The organism is Arcanobacterium buesumense (genome assembly GCF_012563545.1).
Classification (GTDB): domain Bacteria; phylum Actinomycetota; class Actinomycetes; order Actinomycetales; family Actinomycetaceae; genus Arcanobacterium; species Arcanobacterium buesumense.
Window position 1 is genome coordinate 424,200 of record NZ_CP050804.1, and the last position, 12,912, is coordinate 437,111.

The 12,912-nt window shown below is 47.9% G+C and carries 10 protein-coding genes; 3 read left to right on the plus strand and 7 right to left on the minus strand.

The annotated features are described in order from the left end of the window. Window positions 1–99 precede the first annotated feature (99 nt). From HC352_RS01890 to HC352_RS09170, 7 genes are all read right to left on the minus strand, one after another. Entirely contained in the window at window positions 100–2,466 is a 2,367-nt protein-coding gene (locus tag HC352_RS01890) for a glycogen/starch/alpha-glucan phosphorylase (RefSeq protein ID WP_168917334.1), read from the minus strand. 173 nt (window positions 2,467–2,639) lie between these two features. Beyond that, window positions 2,640–3,746 carry a tryptophan--tRNA ligase gene (gene trpS, locus HC352_RS01895; RefSeq protein WP_168917335.1) on the minus strand — a complete coding sequence of 369 codons (1,107 nt, stop codon included), beginning with the start codon at window positions 3,744–3,746 and terminating at the stop codon, window positions 2,640–2,642. A gap of 161 nt (window positions 3,747–3,907) precedes the next feature. Then, window positions 3,908–4,630: an ABC transporter ATP-binding protein gene (locus tag HC352_RS01900; protein WP_168917336.1), complete on the minus strand. Its 723-nt coding sequence runs from the start codon at window positions 4,628–4,630 to the stop codon at window positions 3,908–3,910. Between the two features lie 10 nt (window positions 4,631–4,640). Continuing rightward, window positions 4,641–6,011, minus strand: a complete 1,371-nt coding sequence (locus HC352_RS01905) for an FtsX-like permease family protein (RefSeq protein ID WP_168917337.1) — start codon at window positions 6,009–6,011, stop codon at window positions 4,641–4,643. 799 nt (window positions 6,012–6,810) lie between these two features. Further along, window positions 6,811–7,761, minus strand: a complete 951-nt coding sequence (locus HC352_RS01910) for a radical SAM protein (RefSeq protein ID WP_168917338.1) — start codon at window positions 7,759–7,761, stop codon at window positions 6,811–6,813. 51 nt (window positions 7,762–7,812) lie between these two features. Further along, on the minus strand, window positions 7,813–7,938 hold the full coding sequence (locus tag HC352_RS09095) for a hypothetical protein (protein WP_256367955.1): 126 nt from the start codon (window positions 7,936–7,938) through the stop codon (window positions 7,813–7,815). Between the two features lie 245 nt (window positions 7,939–8,183). Next, window positions 8,184–8,348, minus strand: a complete 165-nt coding sequence (locus tag HC352_RS09170; RefSeq protein ID WP_168917339.1) for a hypothetical protein — start codon at window positions 8,346–8,348, stop codon at window positions 8,184–8,186. 988 nt (window positions 8,349–9,336) lie between these two features. Between HC352_RS09170 and HC352_RS01920 the strand changes: the two genes are divergently transcribed. The 3 genes from HC352_RS01920 (at window position 9,337) to HC352_RS01930 (ending at window position 12,758) form a co-directional block, all read left to right on the plus strand. Further along, on the plus strand, window positions 9,337–9,519 hold the full coding sequence (locus HC352_RS01920; protein WP_168917340.1) for a hypothetical protein: 183 nt from the start codon (window positions 9,337–9,339) through the stop codon (window positions 9,517–9,519). A gap of 186 nt (window positions 9,520–9,705) precedes the next feature. After that, on the plus strand, window positions 9,706–11,373 hold the full coding sequence (locus HC352_RS01925) for an alpha/beta hydrolase (protein WP_168917341.1): 1,668 nt from the start codon (window positions 9,706–9,708) through the stop codon (window positions 11,371–11,373). A 587-nt stretch (window positions 11,374–11,960) separates the two neighbouring features. Then, window positions 11,961–12,758 carry a hypothetical protein gene (locus HC352_RS01930; RefSeq protein WP_211080691.1) on the plus strand — a complete coding sequence of 266 codons (798 nt, stop codon included), beginning with the start codon at window positions 11,961–11,963 and terminating at the stop codon, window positions 12,756–12,758. Window positions 12,759–12,912: the final 154 nt, after the last annotated feature.

Sequence of the window (12,912 nt, forward strand, 5' to 3'; positions counted from 1 at the left end):
TAATAAGGTGACTGTATCAAAAGCTGGGTGGGGTTGGTGTTCGGTTATGAACACCAACCCCACCCAGCGGATTACTTATGAGCTGATCGCGTTTGCTGATCAGATTGCGTGTGGCGTGATCTTCCAGACCTCGCGGGCGTAGTCTCCGATGGTGCGATCCGAAGAGAATCGGCCAGATTCGACGATGTTCTTCCACGCCATTTTTGCCCAGTGGCGACGATCTTGGTAGTCGGCAGCCATCTTGTCACGAGTATCGCGGTAGGAAGCGAAGTCGCCGAGTACGTAGTAGACGTCGGCTGGCTCCCAGCTTGGCTCGTAAAGGGAGTTGAGCAGGTCGTGGAACATGCCGGTTCCGCCATCGTCCAAGGTGCCATCTACGAAGGCATCGAGAACGCGCTTCAAACCAGGGGTTTGTTCGGCGGTGGCTCGTGGGTTGTAGGTGGCGCGTAACTCTGGTAGTTCTTCTTCCTTAGCACCGAAAATGTAGGCATTTTCTTCGCCGACGGAGTCAAGGATTTCGACGTTTGCACCGTCGAGGGTGCCGAGTGTCAATGCGCCGTTCATCATGAACTTCATGTTCGAGGTTCCCGATGCTTCCTTACCGGCAGTTGAAATCTGCTCCGAAACATCAGAAGCGGGGATAATGTGCTCTGCCGGGGAAACATTGTAGTTTTCCACGAAGAGAACTTGGAGCTTGCCGTCCATATCCGGATCGTTATTAATCAAGCGGCCAATTTCGTTAATCAACTTAATGATTGCCTTCGCACGCACGTAACCGGGAGCTGCCTTCGCGCCGAAAATGAATAAGCGTGGCGCAACTTCAAGGCTTGGATCATCCTTCAACCGGAAGTAGAGATCCAAGATGTAAAGCGCGTTCATTAACTGACGCTTGTATTCGTGCAGACGCTTGATCTGAACGTCGAAAATAGCTTCCGGATTGACGCTAACACCTTGACGGTTCTTGATCCATGCAGCAAAGTCAGTCTTATTTGCTGCCTTGATTTCGTTGAGACGATCGAGTACCGAGGTATCTTCCCCGAACTTTTCGAGCTTCTTGAGCTCATCAAGGTTGCGTACCCAAGCATCTGAGCCGAGAAGCTCGGTGAGCAATGCTGCTAGGCGTGGGTTGCACTGGTTGAGCCAACGACGTGGGGTGACGCCATTGGTCTTGTTGTTGAACCGCTCTGGCCAAATGTCGTACCAGTCGTGGAGCGTGTCCTTCTTGATGATTTCGGTGTGCAATGCAGCCACGCCGTTGATGGAATAGGCCGCGTAGCAAGCGATCCAAGCCATGTGAACACGGTTGCCTTGGATTGGAGCCATGTACTCGATCTTGCCTGGATGGTAGCCTTCGCCGGCGAGCTCTTGGCGGAAGCGACGATCGATTTCGCGCACAATTTCGCTAATGCGTGGGAAGAGACGATCGAAGATGGTCATCTCCCAAGTTTCGAGTGCTTCGGCCAACACGGTGTGGTTGGTGTAACCGAAGGTTTGTGAAACAATCTCCCACGCCTTCTCCCACGTGTAGCCGTGCTCGTCGAGGAGTAAGCGCATGAGTTCTGGGATAGCGAGCACTGGGTGAGTATCGTTGAGCTGGATACAGTTGAACTCGTGGAAGTTGTCCAAGGATCCTTGGTGCTCAAGATGGTTATCGACGATTGCTTGCAGTGATGCCGAGCAGAAGAAGTATTGCTGGCGAACACGCAAGACCTTGCCTTCGTAAGTGGAGTCGTTCGGGTAGAGCACGCGGCAAATATCGTGGACGCGCTCGCGTTCGACGATAGCGTCAGTGAAGCGCTGAGAGTTGAAGGCGTCGTAGTCGAATTCCTTGGTTGGTTCAGCCTTCCACATACGCAAGGTGTTGACGTTCTTGGTGCCGTAGCCGGTGATTGGCATGTCGTAAGGAATAGCTCGAACATCGAGATCGGCGTATTTGACGATGCGCTGTTCTTCTTCACGGCGAATAACGAATGGGTAGCCTTCTTCCATCCAGGCATCTGGCTCTTCTTCTTGGAAGCCGTCATTGAATAGCTGGCGGAAGAGTCCGTAGCGGTAGAGGATTCCGTATCCGCGTACTGGCAGATCCATCGTGGCGCAGGAATCGAGGAAGCAGGCTGCCAAGCGGCCAAGGCCGCCGTTTCCGAGTGCCGCATCGTGTTCTTCTTCGAGGACATCGGAGAGGTTTTGACCGAAGGCGTTGAGTGCTTGGGATGCTTCTTCGATCATGCCGAGGTTAGTGAGGTTGTTCAACAGCGCACGGCCCATGAGGAACTCAGCAGAGAAGTAGTGCTGCATACGCGTAGCGTTGTAGGTTTCTTCGGTGCGTTGCCAGTTATCTGCGATGCGATCGACGACGGCGCTGGACGTTGCTGACCAGTATTCCATCGGGGTGCCAGAGTGCTCGTTGCGGCCAGAGACGGCGCGCACCTGCATTCCGATTGCGGATGTTGTATCAGGATGGGTCATGTTCTCCCTTTCAGAAGGCTGTAATGGGCTGAGGGCCACTTCCTTATAGTGCAATCGTAACCTACGTGAAACGTTGCGAAAAATGTTTCATAGGGGACTTTCGCCATCGAATCGCTGCTCGAATTCAGATACGCCGGTTTCTATGGACGAAAGTCCCGTTATGTTTGTATGTTTCAGTAGCGCATTCCGAGCGCGTTGTGGACGTCGTCGAGAGTCTCTTGAGCCTGCTCGCGCGCACGCTCAATGCCACGCATAAGAACACTGCGCAGATACTCTGGATCCTGTTCTAGTTCCGCACGACGGGCACGAATCGGAGCCAGATGCTCGTTAAGAGCTTCGGTGACAACCTTCTTCAAAGTGCCGCCACCGCCGTCACCAATTTCTTCGGCGATAACTTCAGGCGAACGTCCAGTACACATCGACGCGATAAGTAGCAAGTTGGCAACTTCGGGACGATTGGCCGGATCGTAAGTAATATGACGATCCGAATCGGTTACTGCGCGCTTGAGCTTCTTAGCTGTCTCGTCTGCACTCATCCGCAACTCGATCGTGTTGCCGCGCGACTTCGACATCTTCTCACCGTCTAAACCGAGCACGTGCGCCGCATCGGACAAAAGGGCATGCGGACGAGGGAAGATTCGCTTCGCCTTCTTACCCTTGTTGTACCGCTTTTCAAACCGATCAGCGATCACGCGCGCCTGCTCCAAGTGTGGAAGCTGATCCTTACCAACTGGCACTAGGTTCGCTTTGCAGAACAAAATATCGGCAGCCTGGTGAACCGGGTAGGTCAGTAGTAGGCCAGACATTGGCCGGCCGTTCGTTGCCTCGTATTCAGCTTTGACTGTAGGGTTGCGGCGCAGTTCGGCGTCGGAAACAACCGATAAGAACGGAATAACAAGTTCGTTGAGTTCGGGGACTTGCGAGTGTGCGAAGAATACGGTTTCTTCAGGATCCATACCCACCGCGAGATAATCGGTGAGGAGAGACATGGTGCGCTCGCGGATCGAATCGGCTTCATCGCGATCCGTAATCACCTGATAGTCAGCAATAAGTAGCCAGGTATCGACGCCGCGTTGCTGGAGTTTACGCCAGTTTTGCAAAGTGCCGAAATAGTGGCCGATATGCAGGTGCCCAGTTGGCCGTGCGCCGGTCAATACCCGGAACTTCGAGGGATCTTCGTCAATAGCTAGGTTGATTTTCTCGCTCATCTGGCGGGTAGCTTCGAGCGAAGCATCCGATGTTGCCGTCTCCAGGGCGAGTTGCGCATTATTTTCACTCATGCCCTCTAGTCTAGCGTGCCGTGCCACCACTTTTTGCTTCACATAGTTGTGAAGCGTGACGTTTCACGGAGATCTGGCAAAGGTTGTCACGACGGCGGACAGGTGGGAATTATCTAAAGTTCAAAACGACGTGGTTTTCTTAGTAGTAACTTCTGGGAGGATCATTCTGTTGAACCTATGAGCGAAAATAGTTGTTTGGCGGTGGGGTTTACTATATCGCTATGGATGATACCATCGCGTAAAACTATGGCTCTGTCTGCTCTAGCGGCAGCTTCAAGGTCATGGGTAACCATGATTACAGTGGTCCCAGTTTTATGTAATTGGGCGAGTTGATCGAGAAGTAGGCGTGTTGAGGCTGAATCGAGTGCTCCTGAGGGCTCATCTGCAAAAAGAATTTTTGGTTGTACCGCGAGAGACCGGACAATTGCAACTCGCTGTCGTTGACCTCCGGAGAGTTGTGCTGGATAAGAATCTAACTTATCCGAAAGACCGAAGCGGTCGAATAGTTTTTTGATAGCTTTTGCAGAGAGTCGTTTTTTATTGAAACGAAGACCAAGCTTGACGTTTTCAAGCGCTGTCATCGAGTCAATCAGATTGTAATCTTGAAATATGAAGCTTGCGTTCTTACGACGTATCGCGCTTCTTTCCTTTCTGGATGCGGACACTACATCGCTGCCGGATAGTTTTGCTATCCCGGAATCTGCTTGTTCTAGTCCAGACATGCAGTAAAGAAAGGTAGTTTTACCAGACCCTGAAGGGCCAACAATAGATACAAACTCTCCTGCTTGAGCTTGGAACGATAAGTTTTTCAGCACGTGTACTGATTCATTCTTGTTTAGTGGGAAACTCTTTGATAGATCTTCTACATGGATTATGGGTTGCATCTTAAACCTCTTATCGGACAATAGCTTGCATGTTTAGTGAGCGAGATTGAATCAAAGTTGAGAATTCGGTAAAAAGTGTTATCAGTAAAAATCCAGCGGTTAAAAGAATGTATGTTTCAAGAGGTATGCCACTTGATTGTGTTCCTGGAACTGGCCCGGCCGAGAGTGCTAAACCCATAGCTAAACTGTTGATGAAAAGGATTGCTGTGCTGATTAAAGATGCGACAAGTAGATAAATAAGGGATTCTAGAAATGCTGCGAATGTGATGGTCGAAGGCTTGCAACCGAGAACCTGTAGTAGTGCAATGTCGTGCACTCGAGAACGGTTTGTTAAATAGACAGCTAATACTCCGCTTGCCGCTGCCAGAATAACTGGTGTGCTGAAAATTAATAGAATCTGGGAACTAGGGCTGGCTTGAAGGCTCTCCTCGGAGGCTCCAATTGCGGACATTACGTTACGTGTTTGGGAGATCATGCCAAATACTAGGCCGACTGATGTTGCTGCCAAAACTAGCGGAGTGATGAACGCTGTAGAGCGAAATGCTCGGCGCTTCGCAGAGGTTAACGCAATCATCCAGCTATCAAAAATATTAACTGGGTCGAATAGTCCAATGAACGTGATTGTGGACTTAACTATCGCTTTGCTTGATATGCCAAACGCGAGTAATAGCCCAAGTCCGATTCCCCAGTAAGTGCTGATCAAACCGCTAAGAATCTCAGAGCTGGTGGTGATAGGTACCTTTGATATTGCTATATAAGATGCGATCATTCCTCCAGTCACGAGGAAAGAGAAAAGATAGCGCACCCACTGGCGTTCAGTTGGATTCGCAAGAGGGCCATTTACTGCGATAACAGGATCGAGTTTGAGTAGAGAGCGAGTCGTTAAAACTAACGGAAGAATGACGGTGAGAAGTGATGTAATCGGTGCGAACACGATTGCCCATATGCTTTGATGTATGTAACCTGAATCAGCTGGGAGAAGTCCAGTTTTCTGAATCAGAACTATGTAGAAATCCCATAGTGACATTGCGAGTACAGTGCCAAGCACACAGCCGATAATAGCCGCAAGGCAGGCTAAAGTAACGTACCGTAATCGTGCTGCAGATGGAGAAGCGCCAATGACTTGCCATAGCGCAATTCTTCTCGAATCTTCCTCGACCGCTAGCCGGATAATAGTTGGAACGCAGAAAAGTATTGCCATAATAGTCAACGCCATCTGGAAGCCTCCAAGAACGGAGAATTGCTCTGCAGCTGGGCCAGTTGGTAACTGTGCACCAGCGATAGTCGTGCTCAGAGATAGCGTGATGAGGCAACAAGAAATGGAGGAAATGCTGAGGGTTGCTACGAACATTGGAATGAAATCGCGAATCTCTTTCAGCATATTGCCCGGCCTCCCACAATGCTTATTACTATTGTTGCGATGGAAATAAGGAAAAATAAAACCGTTCCAACTTTCAGAGCATAATAAATTCTACTATATAGGTTAGAAGAGTTTGTATGCTTCAAGGTGGAGGTGTCCAGGTTTAAGAGTGTGAGGAGTGCTCTATAACCATCTGAATTTACAAAAGGAATAATATTGAAGAGTATAGCAAAGTTGAAAATTAGAAATATCGGTGCACTAGCACTTAATTGTGTGCAGTGATAGCTACTAATGAGGAAAGTTGTGTTTGAAACTGCATTCGCAAAGACTCCGGCTAGATGTACAGTTATTCTGAATCCCGGAGGGAGTAGATAGACACGGTTTATTCGGACGAAAATTGAAGGTATGAAACCGAGGTTAAAATGAAATCCCCATGAATCAATTTTTTGACCGTGTAAACGTAAAGCGAGAACATGGGAATATTCGTGTATAAGAGCTTGAAATAGCGCGTAGAACAATAGCGATAATAGGTGAGGGTAGCTCGATAGATATCTGTAAGAGTTGAGGTTGCTGCTAATATATAGATGTAATGACCAAGCAATACACGCGGCTGTAATAGTGAAAATTATGAAGGCGTATCGATATTCGTGATAGGTGTATTCGACTTGCCACGTATGGTTTTCCTCAAACTCCTCAGTTTTTCCTACGTAGCACTTCCGTTTTGAGGTGAAATACACAAATGTTTGTTCGCCTTTTGAGAGTAGAATATAATCCTCTGTGGAAGCTCGAAGATATTTACGTATTTTCATTATCTAAATATCTAACTTTGTTGCATAAGGAATTTCGCGCGTGAGGTTATATCGTTGGCGAGGCTCTGTAATACATGTGGGGTGAGTGTTAGTGCTCGGCAGACGCTACATGCGTCTGTAACTATTGAGTCTTCAAGGCGTGGGATTAGGCCTCTGGAAATTGCTAAATTGTAGATCCAGCCAAAACCTTCATGCCTAATAACTGAAAAGTAGCTATTGTAAGTAATCGTTTTTAGTGCTTCTTCAAAAGGCGTCCCGTCTACAGTTCCGATTTTTAAACTAGTGCCAAAGACTGCGGGAGAGCAGCATGGGTAGATATACCCATCGTAGTGAAAAGTTGGTTCGAAGCTGGGGCAGTTTAGCTCCGAAATTGGTAGTGATGATCTGTACAATTCACTCTCTGGAAGATTGGTGGCAGCGCCGACTGGTGTTACGGGAAATTCCCTTATGGTAACTTGGGGATATTTTTTCTTGATTGAGAGAATGGAAGAATCGAGAGGGTTACTCTTAGTTGTGGCGCAATTAATGCAACATTCCAAATTCAATTCATCGCATGCTTTTATGATGTTTTCAACACGAGCTTTGTTGATGAATGGGGAATGGAAGCTGTCGTGGCTAATAGTCAGATAGGCGAGTCCAGCTTGTTTGAGTTCTAAAATGGCCTCTCGTGCACTTCTCGGGGTTATTCCCCAAAAACCATTCGATGTTAGGGTAGCCTTCTTACCTTGTGCGGTCACGATCTTTATCATGTTGAGGACCACCTGTTTACGTAACATTGCTTCACCTCCGCTTATGCCTACCGTTTGGACTATTGGATTTGAAGCCACTTCGTGCGCAATTTGCATAAGAGTTTCTGTCGGTATCTCCTCTGAACATTTAGGCGTTGATTCGAAGCAGCAGTGGATGCAATGTGCATTACATCGTCGGGTAATGATAATTCCTACGCTTATACCACGTTTCATTTTTCTCCAAAGTCGTGTGGCCGAGCGTTTATCTCGGCCACACGAGTTGCATTAGCAACCGCCTGATCCGATGATGATTCCGCATGTAATGAAATGCCAATGGTCGTCTTGGTCGGTTAGCTCGATTAACTCACTGTCTAAATTGAGCTCTTTCAGAGCGTCTGTTGTAGAACTCATCTCACCTCCTAACTTTATGCATATAAGTATATAAGGAGTATTCCAGAGAAAATAGGAACTAAATCCTATAGGTGTAAGAAATTCAGTTATGTGGCATGAACTGCCCCGGTTTTGTTTCTAGGCATCTGTCTTGATTTCATTCATTTTCTTGATTTAGGAGCAGGTTTTAAAATTCCTACTCAGTCTCAGTTGGCGGGGTGATAACCTAGACTCCGGTTAAGTCTGGGACGATTTCATCAGGTTGCTCACTTGAACGTCGCGAATTCTACGTCGACGTTGTTCGCCCCAACCTGAGTGTGAACCAGCTCGATCTTATTTGAGCTATTAAGGGTTTCCGGCAATGCTTTGTTGGGGAGATCATCATCAAATTCGGTGAGCATCCCCAGTTCGGCTTCATCTTCATCAACCATGTGAAGTGGGGGATCGTGGGAGCTGCTTGATCGATGATGAACGCATCGCGCTGGCTGGTTTTAGCTTATCCCTGGGTATAGATCCGCGATCGGTCGCATTGCCGAACCGGGTAAGTACGCGACATGTATCCTCAATTGCTTGGGCCACTGCCACAGCCAGCGCGCCGAATTGTTGCTGGCTGATCTACCACAACAAGTATTGAGCCAAGGCTGGCAAGCTCATCATAAATCTGTCGTAGTTTTTCTCCATCGTTGGGTAAGCGAATGTGAGTAGACTTGATCGCTACTACCGTGAACGATGGTTGCCCAGTGATCAGTCTTGCCCTGCGTCGATGCCAAGCCAGATATCAAAATTCTCCGGTATCGCTGCCTGTCTGACTTTCAAGAATACAACCAGCTAACTAGTTGTTAGCTTTCACGGGTAAACACATCCGTCTTACACCCACGCCTGCGACAGGCATCATATTCCAGTGCCATGCCCCTGATGAGTAATCACGAGTATGTCTGTCCGATCCCGGTGACAACACCCCCCGGATCATTAAAAGACAGGGGCAAACAATCATGCCGAGATAGTCCAGCCAAACCCATCATCGCGCAAATGCCAGCTTCAGAGCTTATCAAAACAGTAACGGGCCTTCTTTTCCTCCCATTGAGATAACTTCCGTCAAATACGGTCAGTTCTCCCAGTGAAGTAGACGTAGGTTTGCATGGGGTTCATCCGTATTCTTGATGGAAAACATGGTCAGTTCCTCATGTTCATCTTCTGTTGTGGAATATTACGTGGTTGGTTGTAGCTTTGGATAGGAAAACGAAGAAATAAAAGAAAATGTCTTTAGCTTTGTGTTGCGAGCGTTTGTTTGTAGGTGGGCGTGTCCGATAGTGGATTGAGTGATTGCCCTGCTCCATCCGAATATTGCTTCGTATCGGTCTTTGGTAAAATATCCCTATAAGTGTCAGTGATGTGAATATAGAGGAAGGCTCTCAGCTAATGAAAATTTTCCTTGCTTTCGTCATGTTTTTCTCAGGTTTAGCCGCTTTTGTTTTTGCTGTGCTTTATGCATTTGACGTCATTGAAACGGGCTTGCCTGGCTATCTATCGTTGCTAGTTTTTTGCGTTGCTTATCTTGTTGATTCCAAGAGAAAAGCGAAAGTAGGGGCTTCTGGCTGCTAGTAAGTAATAGGCGTAGTTATCTGACGGTTTGCATTGTTAGTATCCGGCTTTGAGTGCGGTGATGGTGAGTTCGCCGCGGTTATTAAAGCCAGTGATGCTTTAGGATATTCATTAGAATCCTCGGAGGTTATGTAAAGGAGCAGATCAGTGTTCACGCCGTTGACTCACATTGCAAGCGGTAAATCCGTGCGCGGTACCATTGTCGCTTTTCACGGAGTGACGGATAATGCGGCCTCACTGAGTGACCTCGCAGACCATTGGGCGCCTGACTGGCGGGTAATCCTCGTCGATTCTCTCGGGCATGGAACTAGCCCTCGATTTTCTGATAGCCAACTGCTAGATCCGTTTTCTGCTCTCGTGAAAACGGCGATCGAAAGTGTCCAAACTGCCGCTGCTCAGTCACCACAAGGGAAAGTTGTTATCTACGGGCACTCCCTTGGTGGCGCGATTGCTACGCATGTTTCTTTACAGATACCTTCACTTGTTACAGCGCTTATCCTCGAAGATCCGGCGCTGCTTACTCCACAGCAGTATGAAACGTATCGAGCCGGAGGTCCGCTCCTGGCTCAACGCCTAGAACTCATGAGTAACGACGTCGGTGAAGCCATGATCGAGCTTATGAAAACATCTACTAGCTGGCCGGTGTCTGAATATGGCGGATGGTCACAAGGAAAGACGCAAGTGGATCGAAAGTTTGTCAGAACTGGAATTGTCGGCTCCCAGGGTCGAACAATTCTCCAGCACGTTAGCGTCCCTACTCTCTTAGTGACCGGCGAAGGCAGTGATGTTCTCTTTGGCGGGCAGGGCTTGAAAGAAATTAACAGTTATGGCAACCCATATCTGAAAACCGCACTGATTTCGGGCACTTCCCATACGGTTCGTAGAGATAACTCCACTGCGTTTTATGCTCTTGTTGATGATTTCTTGTTATCTCTCGACGATAATTCTTCCCCACATCCTTATCTTGCGCCTGAGTTGCAGCGTTGTTTAAGTAGTGCTCCGTCCCAAACTACGTGGGATGTTGAACAATTACGCCAGGCCGGAGAACAGTTGCTAACGAGAGCTGATGGCGGTGTAGGCAGTAAAATTCGTGCCACCATAATGAAGACCGACCGCGGTTTACCGTTGCGGATATTGCACCGCACTGATCAACAACCAGATCAGATACTCATTGCGCTTCATGGTGGTGGTTATGTGGCTGGTAAGGCCGAATATGATGATGAACGCAACTATGAATTACTAGAGCTGCTCCCAACTACTGTGATCTGTGCACCTGAATATCGCCTGGCGCCCGAACACCCGTATCCAGCCGCAGTTCAAGACTGCATTGATGCCATCAATTATATGGAAGATCAATACCCAAACGTTCCTATCTTTGTGTTGGGGGATTCAGCCGGCGCTGGAGTTGGACTACAAGCTTTACAAACCCTAGTGTCCACACGATCGAATACGACTATTTCCGGTTTTATTTGTTTAGAACCGTGCCTTGATCCACGAGTTTCCTCCCGCTCTTACCAGATTTATCGCGAGGGTCCAGTATGGACGGCGGCAGCTGCCCAGGCAGCTTGGGAGCACTATCTCGCTGGCGTGGATCCTGCACAAGTGCATGTTTCAGTGCGAAATAGTGCAGCCTCGCTGCCGCCGACTATGATTATTGCGAACCCCGTGGATCCCTTGCGAGACGAAGCGATTACTTTGGCAACAGATCTGATCGATGGCGGTGGAATTGCCGAACTGCATATACTTCCAGGAACTTTTCACGGTGCGCTTTCGATTCCTCAAACCCGCACGTGGCGCGATGTTAAAACGCTCATCACCAGTTTCCTTAGCAAAAACCACGCAGAGCATAAGTAACATGCTCGTTTCGAACAACTAGCTCATAAATCTTTCGCTCACTGTAGTACATGAAGGTTTTTCTTCGGTCGCGACGATGCCAGAATTAGCGGTGTTTTCTTCGTCGTCGTCGAAACGTATCACTTTAGGGTGAGGGTGATTGTTTTTCATGATGGATATTAGTTCGGGTTTGTAACCGTTGCCTAAAAGATTTTACGACGACGGGGTTGTTGGCACGTGCCATGTGTTCCACATAGGTTAGAAGCGGTTGTATGCTCCAAGGTGGAAGGGGTCTGATGCATGGAAACTGTGTAATCAAGAACAACTATGGTCTTCTTATGGTAAAAATGTTCTCGCCATCCATGGCCTGGGCCTGCTGTTGAATCCTTTTTCTCTCTACTCCAGCGCAACGTGCTCAACACCCAAGCGTGGCATACTCGCACAGAACTAAGAATCGCGATAACCACCTGGATCGAGAACACCCTGATAAATATCGGTGTTGTTACAATGCGGCAGGGTGTTTTCCTATTATTAGGTGACTGGAACACAGTTTTCTACAATGAGGATGATTCTGGCTACCGGCGTTCAAATACAAAGGAGTGGTGAATATGGAAACGAGGAAAAATATCTTCTTCGCGATTGCTGGATTAGTGACTGTTGGCATGCTAGCTACGATTACATCAGGTGTGGCGTTGGCATCTGACCAGGATCTATCGCCGACAGTTACTCAGATTAGTGGAACCGCGGAGGACACTGGACAAGGCAGCGCAGTAAATAAAGCCATTGTTCTTACGGATGCTGAAAAATACTCAATTGTCGAGGAGTTTATTGCTTATGGTGTCAATGAGTCTACCGCCTGGAAGCTTGTTGAGAAGTATGAATCAGGCGAGATGTTAGATTCAATGAAATCGGATGTGTATCCTGTATCAACTGTGAGTGAAGATGAGGGTGATGTTATTGAAGTCATTCGAACATATCCCGATGGCTCCATTGCGGTTGAGACAACTTCAAATTTGGCGGGCGCAAAAAAAGAATCTATTACTGATAATTCAAGTGCACTACCAAAATTCCGCAGTGTATACGGTTGTACATATACATCTGGCGGTAACTATGCAGGTTATTGGAAAAACTGCACGGCGGACGTTAATCTTGTGGTAGTAAGAATGGGGTTCGTGTTTGACTATCAATCGATTCGTGATGCGGGTAGTAAAATTACCGGATATCGATCATATTTCCACCATATTTTTGGAGGAGCACTGAGCAATTTCCGTTTTGATCGTATGAGTGCGTCTCAAGTTCGCCTCTCAGCGGATCTTGATATAGCACTCAGAGGTTTTCCCGCAGGATGGACTGCGCGGATGCAAGTAAATGTTAATGGAACATCTGCATATACAACCCACAACTGACGTGGTCTTATATAGAAAGGATTTGTATCATGAATGCTGCGGCTTTTTCGGGAACATTAACCATCATATTGTTTATTGTGATTGCTGTTGCTGTGGTTGGATTAGGCGTTGCGGTATGGCGTTACGTCCATTCGAAGAAAAGGAAGTGATTGCC